The 21,656-nt window shown below is 43.2% G+C and carries 14 protein-coding genes; 10 read left to right on the forward strand and 4 right to left on the reverse strand.

The features are described 5' to 3' along the window. The first annotated feature begins 3 nt into the window (after nt 1-3). The 10 genes from R2Q94_RS10215 (at nt 4) to R2Q94_RS10260 (ending at nt 16,017) form a co-directional block, all read left to right on the forward strand. The gene (locus R2Q94_RS10215) at nt 4-2,595 is read left to right on the forward strand and encodes a glycoside hydrolase family 95 protein (RefSeq protein WP_316821352.1); all 2,592 of its coding nucleotides are present in this window, start codon (nt 4-6) and stop codon (nt 2,593-2,595) included. Between the two features lie 14 nt (nt 2,596-2,609). Further along, on the forward strand, nt 2,610-4,760 hold the full coding sequence (locus tag R2Q94_RS10220) for a glycoside hydrolase family 31 protein (RefSeq protein WP_316821353.1): 2,151 nt from the start codon (nt 2,610-2,612) through the stop codon (nt 4,758-4,760). A 2-nt stretch (nt 4,761-4,762) separates the two neighbouring features. After that, nucleotides 4,763-5,944, forward strand: a complete 1,182-nt coding sequence (locus R2Q94_RS10225; RefSeq protein WP_316821354.1) for an alginate lyase family protein — start codon at nt 4,763-4,765, stop codon at nt 5,942-5,944. A gap of 76 nt (nt 5,945-6,020) precedes the next feature. After that, nucleotides 6,021-7,898, forward strand: a complete 1,878-nt coding sequence (locus R2Q94_RS10230; RefSeq protein WP_316821355.1) for an alpha-L-fucosidase — start codon at nt 6,021-6,023, stop codon at nt 7,896-7,898. A gap of 37 nt (nt 7,899-7,935) precedes the next feature. Next, nucleotides 7,936-9,120, forward strand: coding sequence for a glycoside hydrolase family 88 protein (locus R2Q94_RS10235; RefSeq protein WP_316821356.1), 1,185 nt, complete (start codon nt 7,936-7,938; stop codon nt 9,118-9,120). A gap of 90 nt (nt 9,121-9,210) precedes the next feature. Continuing rightward, nucleotides 9,211-9,984, forward strand: coding sequence for a heparin lyase I family protein (locus tag R2Q94_RS10240; RefSeq protein WP_316821357.1), 774 nt, complete (start codon nt 9,211-9,213; stop codon nt 9,982-9,984). Between the two features lie 208 nt (nt 9,985-10,192). Beyond that, nucleotides 10,193-11,632 carry an alpha-L-fucosidase gene (locus R2Q94_RS10245; protein WP_410478540.1) on the forward strand — a complete coding sequence of 480 codons (1,440 nt, stop codon included), beginning with the start codon at nt 10,193-10,195 and terminating at the stop codon, nt 11,630-11,632. Nucleotides 11,633-11,636: 4 nt separating this feature from the next. Further along, entirely contained in the window at nt 11,637-12,962 is a 1,326-nt protein-coding gene (locus R2Q94_RS10250) for a polysaccharide lyase 6 family protein (RefSeq protein ID WP_316821359.1), read from the forward strand. Nucleotides 12,963-13,040: 78 nt separating this feature from the next. After that, the gene (locus R2Q94_RS10255) at nt 13,041-14,579 is read left to right on the forward strand and encodes a DUF4955 domain-containing protein (protein WP_316821360.1); all 1,539 of its coding nucleotides are present in this window, start codon (nt 13,041-13,043) and stop codon (nt 14,577-14,579) included. Between the two features lie 13 nt (nt 14,580-14,592). Further along, complete coding sequence (locus R2Q94_RS10260; protein ID WP_316821361.1) at nt 14,593-16,017, forward strand: GDSL-type esterase/lipase family protein; 1,425 nt, start codon at nt 14,593-14,595, stop codon at nt 16,015-16,017. Nucleotides 16,018-16,046: 29 nt separating this feature from the next. On the opposite strand, the gene R2Q94_RS10265 is transcribed toward R2Q94_RS10260, so the two are convergent. The 4 genes from R2Q94_RS10265 to R2Q94_RS10280 form a co-directional block, all read right to left on the reverse strand. Further along, on the reverse strand, nt 16,047-17,639 hold the full coding sequence (locus R2Q94_RS10265) for a hypothetical protein (RefSeq protein ID WP_316821362.1): 1,593 nt from the start codon (nt 17,637-17,639) through the stop codon (nt 16,047-16,049). Between the two features lie 107 nt (nt 17,640-17,746). After that, entirely contained in the window at nt 17,747-19,798 is a 2,052-nt protein-coding gene (locus R2Q94_RS10270; RefSeq protein ID WP_316821363.1) for a heavy metal translocating P-type ATPase, read from the reverse strand. Between the two features lie 87 nt (nt 19,799-19,885). After that, nucleotides 19,886-20,305 carry a Fur family transcriptional regulator gene (locus tag R2Q94_RS10275; RefSeq protein ID WP_316821364.1) on the reverse strand — a complete coding sequence of 140 codons (420 nt, stop codon included), beginning with the start codon at nt 20,303-20,305 and terminating at the stop codon, nt 19,886-19,888. A 65-nt stretch (nt 20,306-20,370) separates the two neighbouring features. After that, a complete protein-coding gene (locus R2Q94_RS10280) occupies nt 20,371-21,654 on the reverse strand; it encodes an efflux RND transporter periplasmic adaptor subunit (protein WP_316821365.1) in 1,284 nt (427 codons plus the stop codon). Nucleotides 21,655-21,656: the final 2 nt, after the last annotated feature.

Consider the following 21,656-nt stretch of genomic DNA (forward strand, 5'->3'; position numbering starts at 1 on the left):
GAAATGAAGAAACTGTATGTCTTTTTAGGAGCCCTGTCCCTGCTTAGTGTAAGTACCATTGCACAACAGCCTTTAAAATTGTGGTACGATCGGCCAGCGAAAGTCTGGGAGGAAGCCTTGCCATTGGGTAATGGAAAAACCGGTGCGATGGTGTATGGCCGGGTAAACCGGGAAAGAATTCCTTTGAACGACAATACCCTTTGGTCTGGTTATCCAGATCCGGGCAATAATCCGGCAGGGCCTTCGGTATTACCGGAAGTGCGTAAAGCAATTGAGGAAGGGAAGTATGAGGAAGCCACACAGCTGTGGCGGAAAATGCAGGGGCCATACTCGGCCAGATATTTGCCTTTAGGAGATTTATACCTGCAATTTCATCAGAAAGACAGTATTCCAACGCGCTACAACAGGTCGCTTCAATTGGAAAATGCGATGGCCAGCGTAAATTATTCTCTGAATGGGGTTGACTATAAAAGAGAAGTATTTACCAGTTTTCCTGGGAAAGTACTGATGATGAAAATTACGGCGAGTAAGCCAGGTTCCATTAGTTTTAATGCCGGATTGATCAGCAAACTACGTTTTAAGACAACTGCCGGAGGCCAACAAGAGTTGATCCTGAAAGGGAAGGCGCCGAAGTTTGTAGCGAATAGGGATTATGAACCTAAGCAGGTGGAGTATGACGAAAAGGAAGGGATGACTTTTGAAATCCGAATGAGGGTCAAAAATGAAGGGGGGACATTGAAGAGCCTTGGTGATCAGCTTGAAATTAAAAATGCCAATGCCGTTACAATTTATTTAACGGAAGCAACCAGTTTTAATGGCTTCGACAAATCTCCGGGACTTGCAGGGAAAGATCCTGCTATTGCTGCCCTGGCAGACATGAATGCCGTATTTGGAAAAACTTATGAGGTGTTGAAAGCACAACATGTAAAAGATTATCAACAGCTTTTTAATCGGGTGAAATTTGAGCTGAAGGGGAATCCGGTTGCAGAAAAACAGCCAACAGATGAACGTTTGAAGCAATACGCGAAAACTAAAAATGATCAGGGTTTACAAGCTTTGTATTATCAGTTTGGCAGGTATTTAATGATCGCTTGTTCGCGTCCCGGATCCAGACCATCTAATCTTCAGGGAATTTGGAATGATCATGTTCAGCCACCATGGGGGAGTAACTATACTACCAATATCAATACGGAAATGAATTACTGGCTGGCAGAAAATGCCAACCTTTCGGAATGTCATCAACCACTTTTTGATTTTATGAAAGAGCTGGCTGTAAATGGGGCAAAAACCGCTAAAATAAATTACAACATAGACAAAGGTTGGGTGGCACACCACAATTCGGACCTCTGGGCCAAAACTTCTCCTCCGGGAGGGTATGATTGGGATCCTAAAGGAGCACCAAGATGGACGGCATGGCCAATGAGTGGCGCCTGGTTCAGTACCCATTTATTTGAACATTATCTGTTTACCGGAGACAAAATGTTTTTAAGTAAAACTGCTTATCCTCTGATGAAAGGCGCCGCGGAGTTTATGTTGCAATGGCTGATCAAGGATGATAAAACGGGTTATCTGGTGACTAGCCCTTCTACTTCTCCGGAGAATACGGTGAAGATTCAAGGAAAAGAATACCAGCTATCCAAAGCCTCAACAATGGATATGTCGATCCTCAGAGAGTTGTTTACTGCCCTGATCCGTACAACTGAAGCCTTGAATATCGATATCGAATTCAGAAAGGAATTGATAAATGCACGTAAGCAGTTATACCCTTTCCACATTGGACAATATGGTCAGGTGCAGGAATGGTTTCAGGATTGGGACGATCCAAAGGATACCCACCGTCACATTTCTCATTTGTTCAGCTTATTTCCAGGTAACCAGATTTCAGTTTTTGAAACTCCTGAACTGGCGAGTGCTGCAAAACAGACGCTGATTTTTAGAGGAGATGTGAGCACAGGCTGGTCGATGGCCTGGAAGATCAATTGGTGGGCAAGGTTACAGGATGGGAATCATGCCTATAAAATCCTGGAGGATGCCTTCACTTATATCGATCCGACTTTAACAAAAGCACAGATGAGTGGAGGTGGTACTTATCCGAATCTTTTTGATGCGCATCCGCCTTTCCAGATTGATGGAAACTTTGGTGCTACTGCCGGAATTACGGAGATGTTATTGCAAAGTCAGGATGGAATGATCAGTTTATTACCTGCATTGCCAGATGCCTGGTCTTCAGGTAGCATCCAGGGGATCAAAGCCAGAGGGAATTTTGTAGTTGGCATCAACTGGAAAGATGGTAAGTTAACTGAAGCCAGCATCAAATCAGTATTAGGAGGAAATTGCAGGTTACGCAGTTTGCAACCCATAAAGATTGTTGCATTTGATATTGCTGATGCAACTGCTGCTTCAGCAGCTAAGGCTAAAGTGCTGCCTGCTAAAGAGCCGAATGGAGCAAATAGCAATTTACTAACTCAGAAAGCTTTTGTGCCGGAATTCAAAAAGGGTACAGCGGTAGTGTTGAAAAAACTGGAAGTAGCTGAGGGCTATGTTTTAGATTTTAAAACCGAAAAAAATAAGATTTACAAGGTTTATCCCTTATAGCATAATTTAAAATGATGTTTAAAAGCTTTGCGATTGGTATTGCATTTTTATGTTGTGGTTTTTGTGTAAATGCGCAAAACATTGCCTGGGAGCAGGTGGCTTCCGGAGTCTGGAAAGGAACTGTAGGCCGTCCTGAAAGTTATAACCTGTTAACAGCTTCCGGTGCCAAACCTTATTTAGCGGGATTGAACACAATGAGTTCGCCTGAATTTCCAATGCAGCAAAAGCAAGTGCTTGCCCAATTTAAAGATGGAAAGACTTATTTGAGTTTTCCATTACAAAAGGAAGAGCAGCTTTTTGGCTTTGGTTTGAATTTCCAGACTGTGCACCAGCGGGGGAAGATTCTGGAACTGCATGTAGACCATTTTGGTGGTAAAGACAATGGTCGGACACATGCTCCAACTCCCTTTTACGTATCGTCGGCAGGATATGGGGTTTTCATTAATTCTGCACGTTACCTGAAAGTCTATGCGGGAACAGGGGTGAAAAGGGATAGTGAAAACGCGCCAATAGCCAAAGATCGGAACACCGATAAAAGCTGGGCTTCCCGCCCGTATTCCGATGCAGTAGAATTTTTGGTTCCGGCAGAAGGTGTGGAGTTTTATGTATTTGCTGGTCCGACACCATTGGAAGCAGTGAGCAGGTATAATTTATTTAATGGTGGAGGCCCATTGCCTCCGCGTTGGGGATTGGGATTTACTCAGCGTGTCAAAACCTTATTTACCGCTGAGGACGTAGAAAAAGAAGCCGCCACCTTCACAGAGAAAGGTTTTCCATTGGATTTCATAGGGCTGGAACCAGGTTGGCAGAGTAAGGCATACCCTTGTTCTTTTGAATGGGATAAAGGCAGGTTTCCAGATCCTGCAGGATTTGTAGCTAGCATGCTTAAAAAAGGAATCAGGTTGAACTTATGGACCAATCCTTATGTCTCTCCGGAAGCTCCGATTTATAAAGAGATCAAACCTTTTACCGCAGATCATACGGTTTGGCTGGGCGCAATACCAGACCTCAGCATGCCGGAGGCGCAGCAATTGTTGTTTGGACAATTGAAAAAGAGCCAGGTCGATATTGGTGTGAGTGGGTATAAGTTTGATGAGGTAGATGGTTATGATCATTATTTATGGCCAGATGTGACGACTTTCCCTTCCGGGAAAAGTGCGGAGCAAATGCGTCAGACTTATGGATTGCTGACTCAACGTTGGAGTTCTGAACTTTTCCATGAGCGTAATCAACGGACTTATGGTTTAGTGCGTGGTTCTAATGGCGGTGGAACCTCTTTTCCTTATGTGATATACAACGATTATTATAACCATGAGGATTTTATTACCGCATTGATCAACAGTAGTTTTGCCGGAGTCTTGTGGACGCCGGAAGTGCGGGCATCTAAAACAGGAGAAGAATGGTTGCGCAGGATGCAGTCGGTCGTGTTTTCGCCTATGGCGATGATCAATGCCTGGTCTAGTGGCACAAAACCATGGTCTTATCCGGAAGTAGAGCAACAGGTCAAAGATATGGCTGTTTTGCGCATGAAGATGATGCCTTACTGGTATAGCGAGTTTGCGAAATACCATTTTAAAGGAATCCCGCCATTTCGGGCGATGAACCTCGAACAAGGTTTTAACTCCGGACTTCAAAAGGAAGTGAAAAATACGAATCTGGAAGAAAATCCCTATGTGGATGCAGTTACTAAAGAAGTAAAAGATCAGTATATGGCCGGGGAGTATTTACTGGTAGCTCCCATGTTTGCGGGAAAAACAACCCGTACGGTCATTCTTCCCCGGGGGAAATGGTTTGACTTTTATACTGGTGATTTCGTGGGCGATGGGACGGTAATTACAGTAACGCCTGGGCTGGACCGTATTCCGGTGTATGTAAAAGATGGTGGGATTATTCCTATGGGACCAGCATTAATGCAGGCCCCGAAAGCAAAGGATAAACTTGATCTTGAGATCAGGTATTATGGATATCAACCAGGTAGTTATCAGCTTTATGATGATGATGGTGAGAGTTTCGATTATGAAAAAGGTGCGTATATCTTCCGGGAGATTAAAGTGGAACATGGAAAGGATGGGAAGTTAAAAACAGCCATCAGTGCTGCGGTTAAAGGAAAACCGAATACTCTGAATAAAATTAGTTTTAAGGCAATGACTCGTATTAAAAATTAAGGATGAAAAGATTAACCCTAAGCCTTTTTACAGCAATTTTTCTATTGATAAGCTTTCCCCGGCTTGTCAGTGGAAATCCGCTGAATGATGAAGTTAAAAAGCAGGCAGTGCTGACTTTAAAAAATAAGGTGCTGGCTCGTGCGAAATGGGCAATGCAGCAAAAACCGACTACAGTAACGGCAGCAAGCTCATCAAGAAGTGCTGGTGGTGTACATGATTTCTTCTCAGAAGGGGATTATTGGTGGCCGGATCCTAAAAATCCGGATGGCCCCTATATACAGCGGGATGGGATGACCAATCCGGATAATTTTGTAGCCCATCGTTTGGCGATGATCCGTTTTAGTGAAATTATTGGTGCTTTGGCTTCTGCCTATCGCCTAACGGGGGAGGAAAAGTATGCTAAACAGGCCATGGTTCATTTGAAAGCCTGGTTTATCAATGAAGCAACGCTGATGAATCCTCATTTAAAATATGCCCAGGCGATTAAAGGCAGGTTTACTGGACGCGGGATAGGGATCATTGACACCATTCAGCTGATGGAGGTGGCACAGGGAGTATTGGTGATGTCTAAAGCCATGGATGTTGCCGTTTTGAAAGGTGTTAAAGACTGGTTTTCTGAATATCTGAATTGGCTGATGACGCATCCTTATGGTAAAGATGAGCTAAAAGCAGAAAATAACCATGGAACCTGTTTCACAATGCAGGTGGCTTCTTTTGCGAAGCTGACCGGCAATCAGGGCTTGTTGGATTTTTGTGCAGATCGTTATAAAACCGTATTGCTGCCAAATCAGATGGCCATTGATGGTAGTTTTCCAAGAGAATTGGCGCGGACCAAGCCTTATGGTTATTCTGTTTTTAACCTGGATGCGATGACTACACTTTGTCAGATTCTTTCTACTCCTAAGGATAACCTCTGGACTTTTGAAACCTCTGATGGGAAGTCGATCAGAAAGGGAGTAGCGTATTTTTTCCCTTTTGTAAAGGATAAAAGTAAATGGCCTTTAAAACCAGATGTGATGTATTGGGAAAACTGGCCGGTGGCCCAGCCCTTTTTAATATTTGCTGCTGCTGCTTTTGAGGAGCAGAGTTGGTTGCAGACCTGGCAGAAACTGGATCATGAACCGAAAGTAGAAGAAGTGATTCGGAATTTACCGCTGAGGAATCCCCTGATTTGGTTGAACTGATTTCCTATTTTTTAGCGTTAATCGCATCAAATGAAGGAATGCATTTTAAAATTTAGACCTCTTTTTTAATTGATAAATGATGAATTGTAAATCGGCTTTTTTGTTGTTGTCTTTGTCCTTGACAGCGGGTTATAGTTATAGCCAGGTGGCCGGTGATGAAGATAAAGAGATGTTTAACCAGGCGAAGCTTCGTGATGAACGAGCAATCGAAGCCGCTAAAAATGACTGGTGGACAGCATCAATGAAGGGTCATGAACAGCGTATGAAATGGTGGCGTGATGCGAAGTTTGGAATGTTTGTCCACTGGGGATTGTACTCTATTCCTGAAGGAGAATGGAAAGGGAAGGTCCTGAGTGGTTATGCAGAACACCTGATGCGTAAGGAAAAAATCAGTAAGGCGGATTATCTGGAGCTTGCTCATGAATTTAATCCCTTGAAATTTAATGCCGAAGAATGGATTCTGAAAGCAAAAAAAGCGGGTATGAACTATTTTATCATTACAGCCAAGCACCACGATGGTTTTGCGTTGTTTGATTCCAAAGTTTCAGATTTCGATGTGATGGACCAGACTCCTTTTAAACGGGATCCTATGGCAGAATTGACTGCAGCAGCGAAGAAGCATGGTATGAAATTCGGGTTTTATTATTCTCATGCTTTCGACTGGGAGCATCCAGATGCGCCAGGTAATGATTGGGAATATAAAAATCCGGGAGGTGATCAACTGATCGGTGGAGCAAACTGGTTCGACCAGCATCCGGAATGGTTGCCAAAAGCCCAAAAATATGTAGATGAGAAAGCCATTCCTCAAATTCAGGAACTCATTAAGAAGTATCATCCTGATATTCTATGGTTTGATACCCCTCATAAATTACCATTCTCAGAAAATCTGAGGATACTTCAGGCGATCAGGGCAAGCGATCCGAATATTGTGGTAAATGGTCGCCTGGCGAGAACTGCGACTACGAATTTTGGTGATTACCAAAATACGGGAGATCGTCCGGCAGAGTTTCGTACGGTCAGCGGAGATTGGGAAGCTATTCCTACAACTAATGAATCTTATGGTTATTCAAAGCATGACCACAGTCATAAGTCGGCCAGTTTTTTTATTCGCTTGCTGGCAAATGCGGCTTCCCGCGGCGGGAATCTGCTGATGAATATCGGTCCGAAAGGTGATGGTAGTTTTGATCAGAAGGACCAGCGGATTCTGGATAGCATAGGTCCCTGGTTACATAAAAATAAAGCTTCCATTTTTGGAACGGATAGAACCGATTTACCGATTCCGGCCTGGGGTGTGGCGACTCAGCAGGGCCAGCGACTTTACCTGCATGTATTTGACTGGCCTAAGGATGGACAGTTGTTATTAGGTGGCTTAAAAACGGAGGTGAAACAGGCTTATCTACTGAACGATCCTTTAAAAAAAACATTGAAATTGCAACGTTTGGGAACTGCAGATCTGCGTATTGCAGTACCTAAAAAGTCAGCGGATAGGGTGGATGCTGTAGTGGTATTGGAATTAAATGGCCCTCTGGAAGTTGATCCTATTCGTTTGCTGGCCGATAAAGAGCTGACCAACAGGTTGCTGGCTTTTGATGCCCGGTTAAAAGGTAAGGGGTTTGGATTTGGAGATGGTAAAACCGATCGTTATTTCGTGGATGGGATAAAGTCGGAAGAGCAGTCTTTGACCTGGGACCTAAGAATGATCAATCCGGCAAAATATCGTGTGCTGGTAAAATATCTGCCCGGAGCAGATCCCGGAGCAAAATATCGGGTTGAGCTCGGTTCTTCCAGCATTGAGGTATCCACAACTGCTCAGAAAAGTGGGGTGGTAACTCAGGATGTGGCAACATTAGCGTTTCCTGCAGGAGATTATCAGCTGAAATTAAGTCCGGTAAAGCCAAATGGAGTTGAGCTAATGAAGTTGTTAGAAGTGCAGCTGATTCCTATAGCTCCATAGTTTTTATTAAGTGATTACCCTTATAATATTTAAAATAATGAAAAGATACTTTTTTACTGTACTAGCTCTTTCTGTGCTGAATTCCAGCGTTTTTGCTCAGCAGCCAAATGTTAAAAAGGCCTTTAAACTCGCGGCCAAACAAACTGAATTTATGTTGAAGGAGGTAGACGAAGCGAAACATCAATCGGGGAATCCGGCCCTGGTGTCGCCAAGAACTACTGAGAAAGGAAAACTGAAATTGGTGGCTTCCAAGGACTGGACCAGTGGTTTTTTTCCAGGAGTATTGTGGTTTTTATACGAGTATAATCACCAACAGGCCTGGATGAAGGAAGCTAGAAAATTCTCTTCAGCAATAGAAAAGGAAAAGCTAAATGGTACGACTCATGATATGGGCTTTAAAGTATACTGTAGTATTGGGACTGGCTATCGAATAACTGATGATGCACATTATAAAGCCGTGATTATAGAATCGGCAAAAAAATTGTCGACTCGTTTTAACCCTAAAACAGGGGTAATTTTATCCTGGGACCATAGTCGGGATAAATGGGTAAATCCGGTGATCATCGACAATATGATGAACCTGGAATTGTTGTTTGAGGCGAGCAGATTAACCGGAGATTCTTCTTTTTATAAAATTGCTGTAAGCCATGCGAACACGACGATAAAAAATCATTTCCGTCCGGATTATAGCTCTTATCATGTGATTGATTATGATCCGCAGACTGGTGTTGTCCTGAAAAAACAAACGCATCAGGGCTATAGTCATGAATCAGCCTGGTCAAGAGGACAAGGTTGGGCGCTTTATGGATATACCATGTGTTACCGCTTTACCAAAAATCCGGTGTATCTGAAACAAGCGGAAAACATTGCTAATTATATCTTAAATCACCCTAATATGCCAAAAGACCTGGTTCCTTACTGGGATTATAATGCGCCAAACATTCCTAATGAGCCTCGTGATGTATCCGCCGCTGCGGTAATCGCTTCCGCATTGTATGAGCTGAGTGGGTATAGTGATCAAAAGAAGACTTATCTGGATAAGGCAAATGTGATGATGAACAGTATGGCAGATAAATATACTGCGCCAATAGGGACGAATGGAGGATTTATTTTGACCAGCAGTACAGGTTCTAAGCCCTCTAATTCGGAAGTAGATGTACCACTCTCTTATGCTGATTATTACTACCTGGAAGCTTTGTTAAGGGCTGATCAGTTGAAATAAGATACAATTAGACAAGCAGGAATTCAGGGGTCTTACCTTATCATCGGACAATAACAGGAATCAACCAAATTTTAACCATATATCATTTTTATGAAAAAGAACCAATTAATGATTGCAGTATTCATGAGTGGGAGTTTGTTATTGTCCAGTTGTGAAAAGGATAAGTCTGTTGCAGAGCAGGATAAAGTTCCTGCAGCTGCTAATGGAGATGTCCAGATTTCCTCCGTATTGTTCAATGGTGATGCCAGCAATGGCTCTTCGAATGTCTGGAAGAATATTAATATCGAAGGGACTGGTGCGGTATCTACGGTGACCGATGAAACAGGAGTATTGACCTGGAAATTCCTGAAACCTGTTGGGAGCCACCGTACAGAAGGACATGGAGCGAAGAACTATCTGGCAGCTGAGGGTGATGAAATTTACATCGGTTTTACGAGTAAACTGCTCATTCCTTCCAGTATAAAAACTGAAGCGATCTTTCAGTGGAAATCTTATCCGACAGCAGGATCATTGCAAAATCATCCTTTGATGCTGAGGACAAAAGCTGGAAAGCTGGAGCTGCAACATTTTGACGATAATGATGGTTCCAGCGTTCCATGGTCGATTACCTTGCCGGTGAGTACCTGGATGCGCTTTGTGATTCGCATGAAAGTTTCCCGTAATCCCTCTGTTGGCTTTATTGAACTCTGGTACAATGGTGTGAAACAAACCCTGGCCAATGGAACACAGCGTCTGAGCTGTAGAACACTTGATGTACAGGATTGCGATCCAAAATGGGGTGTTTATGGAGGGGATGAAGCGGCTGTGACACATTACGTAAAAAATATAAGGATTGCGACCACCTATGCAGATGCTGCACAATAAATAAAATTTTAGGACTTGAAGTAAAATTACTGACTGTTACTGCTGCTGTAGTTAGGCTATTGCTACAGCAAGAATAAAACTGTAATAAGGAAAAATAACAATGATTAGGGGAGCCTCTGTCAATATTGCTGAAAGATCAGCCAATTGAAGAGTGTTCCCCTTGTTAAATATGCAGTACATTAGGAGACCAAACCAATATAAACTACCTATGCGTAAAATATCATTATCACTAATCATAGCATTATCTTTTTTTGTTCAGCTGGCGCATAGCCAAGGTGTATTGAGCAAAGACGAGCGGATGGCCTGGTGGAGAGAGGCCAAATTTGGAATGTTCATTCACTGGGGTGTTTATGCCCAGTTTGCAGGTGTGTACAAAGGACATGAGCAGCGCCGTGGTGGGGCGGAATGGATCATGAACCGATCTAAAATTCCCGTGGCAGAATATCAGGAAATGGCGAAAAGTTTCAATCCGACAAAATATGATGCAGATGCCTGGGTGAAGATGGCCAAAGATGCAGGAATGAAGTATCTGATCATTACTGCCAAACATCACGATGGTTTTGCCTTATTCAATTCAAAGGCTAGTAAATGGGACATCACGGATGCTACACCGTATGGGAAAGACTTGTTGAAACCTTTAGCCGAGGCTTGTAAAAAGCATGGCTTGAAATTAGGTTTCTACTATTCTCAGGCACAGGACTGGAACAATCCTGGTGGATCAGCCGCGCGAAAAGAAATGAAAGAAGGTTGGGCAAATCCGGATTCTACAAAGATTGATGCCTATACCCTGGCGAATAAAGGCCATTGGGATCCAGCTCAGCAAACCAAAACTTTTGATCAGTACATTGATGAAGTGGCAGTACCACAGGTTAAAGAATTGATGACCAATTACGGTGATGTTGCTGTGTTGTGGTGGGATACGCCAACGAATATGACTGATGAGGCGGCTTTGAAACTGCAGAATGCCTTAAAATCACAACCTCAGATCATTACCAATGACCGCTTGAAAAGACCTAATTTCCCTGGAGATACTAAAACTCCGGAACAAAAAATCCCTGGCCAGGCTGAACTGGATGGAATGGACTGGGAAACCTGTATGACCATGAATGGTACCTGGGGCTTTCGTACTTCAGATCATAAATGGAAATCCAGTGAAATGCTGATCCGTAATCTGGCAGATATCTCCTCTAAAGGCGGTAATTACCTGTTAAATGTAGGACCGAAACCGGATGGTACTTTCCCTGAGGAAAGTGTGCAGAGGCTAAGTGATATCGGAAAATGGATGAAGGTAAACAGTGAGGCCATTTATGGAACAAAATCAAGTCCTTTAGCGCCACTAGACTGGGGACGCTGTACGAGAAAGGAAACCAGGAATGGAACGGTACTGTATTTTTCTGTATTCAACTGGCCGAAAGATGGCGTGTTAGTTGTTCCGGGAGTTCAGAATAAAGTAAGTTCAGCAGTGCTTTTAGCGAAAGGTAAAGGCAAGGTGACTACAGAAAGAAAAGGCGATGACCTGCTCATTTCTGTTCCTGCAACAGCTCCGGATGCGGTGGCTTCTGTGATTCGTGTGGAATTTGAAGGTCCTGTAGCGCATCAGGCAACTGATCAGCCTAAAAAAGAAATGAAAACCGGAGCTTTAGATTAAGAAAATGAAATCGATACTTGTAACTTTTTTTCTGTGCTGGCTGACTGCTGTCGGGCTGGCAAAAGATTACCGCATACGTTCTGCCAGGGAACTGGATGTACTGACTTTAGTAGCTGGCGACCGGGTGTTGATGGAAGAGGGAGAATGGAAAGATCAGAAAATTGTTTTTAAAGGCAATGGGACGAAAGCCCGACCTATTGTTTTAATTGCGGTAAATCCTGGGAAAACCCTGCTGACGGGAAGTTCTTCACTAGAGATAGATGGTTCCTGGCTGTTGGTGGATGGTTTATCATTTACCAATGGATTTCTAGCATCAGGTGATGTGATTGGTTTTTCTGAGCAATCCTCGTTTTGCAGGTTAACGAATACGGCGATTGTTGATTACAACCATCCAGATGAGAAGGTAGATTACCGATGGGTATCTTTAAGGGGAACCCGAAATCGGGTAGACCATTGTTTCTTTAAAGGGAAACGTCATCAGGGAGTAACACTGATTGTCTGGCTTTCTGAAAAACCAAATTACCACCAGATAGACCATAATTATTTCGGGCCACGTCCGGAATTGGGAAGAAATGGAGGAGAGACGATTAGGATTGGAACCAGTACCTGGTCATTTTATGATTCCTTTACAAGGGTAGAAGACAATATTTTTGAACATTGTGATGGCGAACTGGAAGCCCTTTCTAATAAATCATGTAAAAATACCATCAGAAATAATTTGTTTTATGAGTGTAAGGCCACGCTAACCTTAAGGCATGGGAATGATGCAGAGGTTTATGGAAACTACTTTCTTGGCAATGGTAAACCTGGAACTGGGGGGATACGGATCATTGGAGAAAACCACAAAGTACATGACAATTACTTTCAGGATTTAACGGGAACCAGCGTCAGTGCAGCGATTTCTGTGATGGCCGGATTGCCAAATCCCATTTTAACCAGTCACTGGCAGGTTAAAAATGCCCAGATTATGAATAACCTGATTCTGAATTGTAAGGAACCTTTTGCCATCGCTGCGGGCTATCATCCTGGTCGATATCTCCCTGCTTTAAATACAGTTTTTGCGAAAAATATCATTCTGACAAACCAATCTCCATTGAAATGGTATGATGAAAAGGTGGCCATTCATTTTGATGATAATCTGATCATCAGCTCTTCATATGCTGGTACTCCTGAAAAGGGCTTTGTATTGAAGAATGAACCGCTTAAAAAGATGGCAGATGGTTTATACCTGAAACCTGGACAAGCGGTATATAAACCTTTTTGGGAAAGCGAAAAAATTGGTCCTAACTGGACTAAACTGAATACTTCTTTTCCGGTATTATCCTTATGATCCCTTTTTTTGGTTTAACTTCTGAATCTGTACGTACAGGGCTTTTTTCTGATCACTCTATTTAAAACATTTTCTCCAATGAAGCGCTCATTACTTATTTTTCCATTGCTTTGTATGATGGCGGGTCTGGGGAAAGGACAACAAATATCGCCGCTCTGGACTGATTTTGTGCAGGCAAAGCAACAGGCTAAAACACCCATACTTCCTGATTTTTCTTTTGCAGGCTACCATTGGTCGGAAAAGGAACTGCCTTCCCTGAAAGGGAAAAGGGTTTTTAAAGTATCGGATTATGGTGCCATTGCGAATGATGATTTATTTGATGATGCTGCCATTCAAAAAGCGGTGGATGCTGCGGAAGCGAATCCTGGAGGAGGGATTGTATTTTTTGATCCAGGGAAATACCTGATTGCCCCTGATGAGGATGCAAAAAAACAGATCCGGATTTCCAAAAGCGGGATCATTTTGAAAGGCTCCGGAAGCGGGGAAGGAGGTACTGAAATCTATCAGGCAAATATGCGGATCCATGGCAGGCAGTTTTTATTTCAACCTGGAAATGTAAAGGATGAAAAGCTGACGACGATTATTGAGGATGCCGGAAGGGAAACTTTTTCTGTAAAAGTGAAGGATGCATCGAAATTGAAGCTGGGTCAGGATGTGGTGATCCGTCACCGGACGGAAGAATTTACCAGGCTCTATTTTGCGCCGCTAGAGCTGAAATCACAATGGTCACGCTTGTTTGGTGATAAAGGAGGGATGCAGATTTACGAGATTCATACGATCACAAAGATAAAAGGGAATCAGGTTTATTTTAAGAATCCGCTGCACCTGGATTTAAAATTGGTAAAGAGCGGGAGCTGGGATATTGAGCGTTACCATTCTCTCTCAGAATGCGGGGTTGAAGACCTTCGTTTCAGTAGCAATTGGAAAAATTACCCGGAAGAATTCGTTCACCATAAGAATGAAATACATGATTATGCCTATGAGGCGGTTGGTATGGAGTACCTAAAGGATAGCTGGATCAGGAATTGCGAGTTTCATGACTTGAATGAGGGTGTTTTTATCCGTTCGGGTTACAGAATGACCATAGAAAATACGCATTTCAGAGGTAAAAAGGGCCATGCTTCAGTTCATGCCCGTACCGGATACGGGGTATTGGTGAAGAATTGTAGCTTTAATGGCGCACAGCACCATGGAGCAGGAACGGGTTATAGTGCGGTAGGAACGGTGATTACGAAGTGTTCTTTGGGCCTGGATCAGAACTTTGATATTCATTCCGGGCAACCTTATGCCACACTTTATGATGATGTACAAGGTGGGGTGTTTTATAATTTAGGTGGACCAGAACCTGGATACCCCCACCATGGTAAGCAGTTGGTGCTGTGGAATTTTCAGCATCGTTCTGTGAAGGACCAGCATTATGATTTTTGGGATAGTTCACGAAGAAGAAACTATACGATTGCCTTGCCAATTCTGGTGGGCTTTACTTCAGATAAAGTGGTTACTTTTGATCATGCCGGAATAAATGAATCACAAGGTAAACCAGTACTTCCTCAGTCTTTATTTGAGGCACAGTTACAATTGAGGTTAAAAGGAATTGATCTGGCGAAAGCGAGATAAAAAAAGATTTTACATGACAAAAGTATTTAAGTTTCTCTTGATATGGCTGATTTTTGTAATTGGTTATGAGGGGTATGCACAGTCGAAATTTCGGATTGTTTGTGTCGGCAACAGCATCACCTACGGCTCAGGCCTGAAAGACCGGAGCAGGGAATCTTATCCGGCACAGCTGCAGGCCTTACTTGGGGCCCAATATGAAGTTCTTAATTATGGGCTAAGTGGAGCCACTATGCTTAAAAATGGGAATAAACCGTATTGGAGAAGTCAGGAATATCAGCAGGTATTGAAGAGTAATCCTGATCTGGTATTTATTAAACTGGGTACAAATGACAGTAAGCAAATCAACCGGGCAGAGATGGGCTCATTCGTAGCAGACTACAAAGATATGGTACATCGATTTCAGGAGTTGCCCACTAAACCTAAGGTGGTTTTGTTGCTTCCTTTAAAAGCTTTTTCTGATACGAAATTTGGAATTTCAGGTACTTACCTGAAGGATAGCCTGCTCGCTATGGTGCAAAAAGTAGCCTATGATGAACAGCTGGAATTGATTGATCTATATGCTTTGTTTGGGGATAAGGAGGACTTGCTGGCGGATAAAATCCACCCGAACGCAATCGGAGATGGCTTTATTGCGGAACGTTTAAAGACTTTCGTTCTGCAAAAATACAGGGCAGCAAAAGACCTTTCCGGGAAGTTGAAAGCACCTGTGAAAAAGAGTTCGTTTTATGGATATACACAATTGAATTTTCCTTTTAACGGGCATGATGCCCGGATTGTCAGTCCGAAGGTCCAGGCGAAAGGGATGCCCTGGGTATGGAGGGCCAGGTTCTTTGGTCATGAGCCACAAACAGACATCGCTTTGTTGGAACGGGGCTTTCATATCGTGTACTGTGACGTAGCAGAATTGTTCGGAAACGCCGAAGCGATTGGCATTTGGAATGATTATTATCGATTCCTTCAAAACTTGGGATTCGCGAAAAAGGCGGCGATGGAAGGAATGAGCAGAGGCGGAGTTTATGTGTACAACTGGGCAGCGGCCAATCCGGATAAGGTAGCTTGTGTGTATGCAGATAATCCAGTGTTGGATTTGAAAAGCTGGCCGGGAGGAAAAGGTAAGGGCCCAGGGAGTAAAGAGAACTGGACTGCCTTTTTAAAAGCTTATAATTATGCGAATGATGCAGAGGCGATTGATTTTAAAGGTAGTCCGATAGATCAGATTAAGGCCATTGTAAAAGGGCAATATCCGATGTTACATGTTTGTGGGGATCAGGATGAAGTGGTTCCTATGGCAGAAAACAGCCTTCCTTTTGCAGAAAAAATTAAGGCAGCGGGTGGAGCTATTCAGCTCATCCATAAGCCTGAAGGTAAACATCATCCGCATAGTCTACCCAACCCGCAACCTATTGTTGATTTTATATTGAAAGCTACCGGTTATTGAGACCGGCTAGCTTTATGTTGATGCCTTTATTAAGGAGTTTTTAAATGAGCGGCTTTCCGCTGCGCCAGGAATAGGGAGCTGGGTTGCAGGTTTTGCTGATCCTGAGCTTCCCATTCTCCGTCAGGCTTACCAGGTAAGCGGCCGGCTACTTTTTTTCCCTTTAAGCCAATGGCGTAATTTTTACCTGAAGCCCATGGGTTTTGAACTGCCGCGGATTCTACCGTACAATTCCATAGTACTTGTGTGACGCCTGCCCAACCATGTCCACTGCCCCAGTTTCCACGATCCTGCACATTGATTTGTCCGTCGGTATCAATGTTGTCGTAGAGCGTCCCAGAGGCCCAGCGGTGGTGTGGACCGATATCGGCATGGGTATTTCTGGATTTACAGTTGTAGAATACATTTGGACCAGCAGTTTTAGCTCCTGTTACATAATCATGGCGGCCTTCTGTGGTTTCCAGGTTCATGAACAGATTTTGCTGTCCGTTGTTATTGAAAGAATACCTTCTACCACCAGTGATGATTGATTTTGCATCTAAACATCTGGAGTCTTTTACGGTGATGTTTTTTGCTCCGGTATTCAGGCTAACCGCTGCATAAATGAAAAAGCGTGCAGTAATGTTGCTGACCCAGCCGTTTTCAATATCATCGAAGTCGATGGCAATGTTGCCATGGTCTTCATCGGTATCACTGGCGTATTCGGATTCAAACAGCATGTTTTCAACACCAACTTCTTTTAACCGGCCTTTATAGCTGTATTTGTAAATGGATCCGGTACTGTATTTTTGGTCTATGGCCATCACTACCGGGTTGTCAATGAAAATCGTGTTGCCCTTGATTTTTGTGATTTCTCTTTCATAGCTCAGGTCATATTCTTCTGGCCTCCATTGTTTGGTGCCTTCTCTGGCGATGATCTGATCCATCTGAATATCTTTAATCCAATTGGCACTTCCTGGTCTGTAAAGAATGATTTTATCACCTGCTTTGAATGCTTTTGGATCAGTTACGTTAAAGGATTTGGCGCCAACAGGCAGGTATTTATCGGTGATGTTTACCCTGGTTCCTGGAGTTTCTGTGATTTTTCCTGTACCATTGATTTGTAGGAGGGATCGGGAACCTTTGCCAGTCGCGATGAGTCTGGTTCCTTCAGCAGTGTTTCCTTCACCTTTCAGGACGATACCATCTGCATTGATGTGTATTGTTCCGGCAATCGGATAAGTTCCTTTACTGAGGAGGATGGTTCCTCTATGTCCGTTTTGATCAGGAGCCTGTGCAGCAACTTCATCAATTGCCTGTTGGATCATTTTACCTGCGTCTCCATCGATAGGTTTTAGCGTTTTTAGCACCTTCAGTTTAGGAATGGGGATGAAGCCATGGTGGTAACCAACCAGACTGAAATCAGGAAGGGTATTCCCTTGTTCATCGGGATGGTAAGTGATGGTTCCATCTTTATGAACGTCCAGGAATTTAGACTTCCAGAAAGCAATTTTAGTGTTGAGACTGTCCTGATCTGTTTTTCCCGAACGCTGTCTGGAGATGCTTGGATCATGATCGTTGATAAAAGAAAAAAGAGCTGTGCTGGTTAGAAGGGCCAGCACAGTCCAGGAAAATTTGTGCTTCATTTGATGGTCAGTATTTGGTTTATGACCATGCAATAGCGTGATAATATTCTAATTTTTAATCGTTTAAATTGGCAGGGTAATCAAGATCATTGGCAATTCCTGACGATTTACCTCTTTGAAATATTCATTTTTTGGATACGAACAGCATTTAAAATGGCGAGTAAGGCTACACCTACATCTGCAATTACGGCTTCCCAGAGGTTGGCTACCCCGCCTGCACCCAGGATCAGTACAATCGCTTTGACGCTCATCGCCAGGATAATATTTTGCCATACTACATTTCTGGTGAGTTTACCGATTTTAATGGCTGCAACTATTTTGGAGGGCTGATCGTTTTGAATTACGATGTCGGCGGTTTCAATGGTTGCATCGCTACCCAATCCACCCATGGCAATTCCTGCATCGGCCAATGCCACAACAGGAGCATCATTTACGCCATCACCAACAAATGCCAGTGTGCTTCCTGCGGCTTTAAGCTCTTCTACTTTTGACACTTTATTTTCTGGAAGCAGGTCGCCGAATGCCTGATCGATACCTAAAAATGTAGCTACTTTGTTCACTACACTCTGTTTATCACCGCTCAGCATAACTGTTTTTATGTTTAAAGCATGTAAGTCTGTGATGGCTTGTTTTGCATCAGCTTTGACTTCATCGGCAATGGTGACAAAACCTGCATACTTCCGGTCTATGGCTACCACTACCAGGGAGTCTACAATACCATCTATCTCTGATGGATATGGAATGTTGAATTTTTTAAGGAGTTTGGCATTGCCCGCAAGTATTTCCTTAGCCGCTATCAGCCCTTTTAAGCCATGTCCCGGAATTTCTTCTACATGTTCAACGGAACTCTGCTCTGGCGTTGTGCCAGCGTATTCCGCGATAGCTGTAGCAATAGGATGAGTTGATTTACTTTCTATTGCTGCCAGTAATTTTATGAATTCTTTTTCTTCAATACCTGCTATTGTACTGACTTTCTGTACCTGGAAAACGCCTTTGGTCAGGGTACCCGTTTTGTCCATCACCACCGTATCAATCTTTGTCATGATGTCCAGGAAGTTTGATCCTTTAAACAGGATCCCATTTCTGGAGGCCAATCCGATTCCCCCGAAATAACCTAGCGGAATAGAAACAACCAATGCACAAGGGCAACTGATCACGAGGAATACCAATCCACGATAAAACCAATCCTGGAAAACATAATCTGCTACAAAGAAGTAGGGCAGCGTGATGAGCATGACGGCCAATAGAAACACAATCGGAGTATATACCTTGGCAAATCGGGAGATAAACAATTGTGTTTGTGATTTTCTGGCGGTGGCATCCTGTACCATTTCCAGAATCTTGCTGAGCTTACTGTCTTTGAACAGTGATTTTACCTCAACCTGTGCCAACTGGTTGAGATTGATCATTCCTGCCAGTACCTGGTCGCCTTTTGTTTTTCCATCAGGCTTACTTTCTCCTGTTAATGCGGCTGTATTGAAAGTGGCCTTTTCTGAATAGAGCACACCATCCAGCGCTACTTTTTCTCCAGGTTTCACCTGAATGATTTCGGCGATGGCGACTTCTGAAGGAGCCACATTGATCACTTTTCCATCCCGGATCACATCCACACTGTCGGGTCTGATGTCTAAAAGAGCCTTAATACTTCTCTTTGCCTTGTTTACTGCTGAGTCCTGAAACCACTCTCCAATAGAGTAGAAGACCATAACGGCCACACCTTCACTGTAGGAACCAATGGCAAAGGCACCAATTGTAGCTACACTCATGAGGAAAAATTCATTGAAAAAGTCGAACCTCATGGCTTTTTTGAATGCCAGTGTGAGGACATTGTATCCTGCCAGGAGGTAGGCAGGGACATAAATAATCAGTTGGGTTAACTGATTAAAGGTGGTGTTAAAACCATATTCCAGGGTCAGCATTGTGACCACTACTGCCAGTGAGCTGAGTAATGGCCAGTGACTGGTCCATGATTCCGGCTCGCCGGATCCGTGATTGTGACCATCATCATCGTGGTGCTGCTGGTCAGCACTGTGTTGATGTTCATCGTGCTGATGTCCGTTTTTGGAATGGTTATGATGGGCATGGCCATTTTTTTGGCCCTGATCTTTTATGACAATTTCATTGGTTTCTTCCGTACTGCAACAGTCTTTGATTTTCATAGATTCTGGCATCTTGTATAAAATTAATATACAAATTTACCAGCAAAAATGATGCAATGCTATTGCAAAGTTATGCGCAGACAGCGCTTAGTCAGGATTACATTGATCACATACCCCTTTGATGACCAGATTCATTTCCTCTGAGCGGAATTTTTTAGGAAGGGTAATTTCCGGAATTTGGGTGTTAGGCAGACAAAAGGTCTCTTTACATTGTTGACAATAGAAATGTACATGGAGGTCATGATGATGATCAGCATCACATTCCTCCATGCACAAGGCATATTTTGTAGTACCTGTTCCATCATCTATATGATGCACCAGGCCTTTCTCCTCAAAAGTTTTCAGGGTACGGTATAGGGTAATTCTATCGGATGGTCCCATACCTTTCTCCAGATCAGTCAGACTAATGGCTGCATTTTGCTGCATCAGAAAATCCAGTACCAGCAATCGCATGGCAGTAGGGTTGATGTCTTTATTTTTGAGCCTTTGTTCGATGTCTTTTGTCATTTCCTGATCGCTATGAGTATTTTTATAAATTGATTTCTCGTTTAGGTATACAAAAATACCGATTTTTAATGGGAGTGTTCTGAAGGGCCTGAAGATTTGGATTGCAGGTAAAAAGCACCTTTAACCACCAATCTGGTGTTTTCAGGAAGTTTTTCCAGAGGAGTGATGCTGATGTAACCAAGTTCAGCAACACCGGTAACTACCTCGACCTTTTTGAAATGTGTTCCATGTTTATGTTGCTCTGCTCCTTTAGCCGGTTCTTTTTCCATTTGGGCTGTTTTGTTGGGTGCTTCGGCTTTTTCATGTTCATCTGTTTTCGCTTCTTCCTCCACAATGAAAATATATTCTTTTCCTTCGGCCTTCACAACCGCATCGATGGGTACTGCCGGCGATTTTTCAGTTCCTACACTGATTAATCCGGTCACATACATTCCAGGAATCAGGTTTGGTAATGGCTTATTGATGACAGCATGAACAATTACACCCTTGGTATCATCTTCAAAAGATTTGTTGATTCCAATTAATACACCTTCAATTTGCTGATTGTCCTGGTTCGTTAGCCTGAAGCTTACTTTCTGACCGATCTGTACTTTGAAAAGATCCTTCTCATATACCAATAGGTCTGCATGAATTTTTGAGTTGTCTACGATATCCATTAAGGAAGTGCCTGGTTGCACAAAAGCACCGGTGGTGACCTGAATAGTTCCAATTGTTCCGGAGATAGGAGCCGTTACACTGGTTTGAGCAGTAATGTTTCCTGCAGAAACCCTTTTAGGAGAAATTCCCTGCTGTTGCAGCTGACGTTCCAGTGCTTTTATTTTTGAAAGTTCTGTATGGTAATTTGCTTCAGCCAGCTGAAAAGACCTTCCTGTTCCGGCATCCGCTGCTTTCAATTGTTGCTGTCGTTTGTACTCGGCTTCTACAAAGGAGAATCCATTTTTTGCAGAGAGGTAATCCTGCTGTAGTTTGATCATTTCCTGATTTTCGACCACTGCCAGCACTTGTCCTTTTTTGACTTTCTGACCTTCGAGTACATTGATTTTACGAATGATCCCACCGGAAAGCAAGTTTACTTTGGCTTCATTTTGTGGGGGAACAGCCAGCTGTCCGCTTGCTTTGACTACAGCGGTAAGATTTTTTTCCTGGATGGTTCCGATTTCGATGCCTACCGCTTTCATTTGCTGTTCAGTCAGCTCTATTTCATCACTATGTGATGCCTCATCTTCATGTACTGCTGATGCCTCTTTTTCTACCGGTTTATCTTTAGTACCATTGCATGAGGTAAGGGAAGTGCCTAGCAAAACTGCGATCATTAGGGCAGCTGGTAAATTGTTTTTATATAAGTTCATCT

This window comes from Pedobacter gandavensis, assembly GCF_032678465.1.
GTDB lineage: Bacteria > Bacteroidota > Bacteroidia > Sphingobacteriales > Sphingobacteriaceae > Pedobacter > Pedobacter gandavensis_B.

Bases quoted from the DNA above. Each gene is read 5' to 3' on its own strand.
- R2Q94_RS10280 (WP_316821365.1), bottom strand. From the start codon at position 21,654: ATGAACTTATATAAAAACAATTTACCAGCTGCCCTAATGATCGCAGTT.
- R2Q94_RS10245 (WP_410478540.1), top strand. From the start codon at position 10,193: ATGCGTAAAATATCATTATCACTAATCATAGCATTATCTTTTTTTGTT.
- R2Q94_RS10225 (WP_316821354.1), top strand. From the start codon at position 4,763: ATGAAAAGATTAACCCTAAGCCTTTTTACAGCAATTTTTCTATTGATA.
- R2Q94_RS10240 (WP_316821357.1), top strand. From the start codon at position 9,211: ATGAAAAAGAACCAATTAATGATTGCAGTATTCATGAGTGGGAGTTTG.
- R2Q94_RS10230 (WP_316821355.1), top strand. From the start codon at position 6,021: ATGATGAATTGTAAATCGGCTTTTTTGTTGTTGTCTTTGTCCTTGACA.
- R2Q94_RS10275 (WP_316821364.1), bottom strand. From the start codon at position 20,305: ATGACAAAAGACATCGAACAAAGGCTCAAAAATAAAGACATCAACCCT.
- R2Q94_RS10265 (WP_316821362.1), bottom strand. From the start codon at position 17,639: ATGAAGCACAAATTTTCCTGGACTGTGCTGGCCCTTCTAACCAGCACA.
- R2Q94_RS10255 (WP_316821360.1), top strand. From the start codon at position 13,041: ATGAAGCGCTCATTACTTATTTTTCCATTGCTTTGTATGATGGCGGGT.
- R2Q94_RS10235 (WP_316821356.1), top strand. From the start codon at position 7,936: ATGAAAAGATACTTTTTTACTGTACTAGCTCTTTCTGTGCTGAATTCC.
- R2Q94_RS10215 (WP_316821352.1), top strand. From the start codon at position 4: ATGAAGAAACTGTATGTCTTTTTAGGAGCCCTGTCCCTGCTTAGTGTA.
- R2Q94_RS10220 (WP_316821353.1), top strand. From the start codon at position 2,610: ATGTTTAAAAGCTTTGCGATTGGTATTGCATTTTTATGTTGTGGTTTT.
- R2Q94_RS10270 (WP_316821363.1), bottom strand. From the start codon at position 19,798: ATGAAAATCAAAGACTGTTGCAGTACGGAAGAAACCAATGAAATTGTC.
- R2Q94_RS10260 (WP_316821361.1), top strand. From the start codon at position 14,593: ATGACAAAAGTATTTAAGTTTCTCTTGATATGGCTGATTTTTGTAATT.
- R2Q94_RS10250 (WP_316821359.1), top strand. From the start codon at position 11,637: ATGAAATCGATACTTGTAACTTTTTTTCTGTGCTGGCTGACTGCTGTC.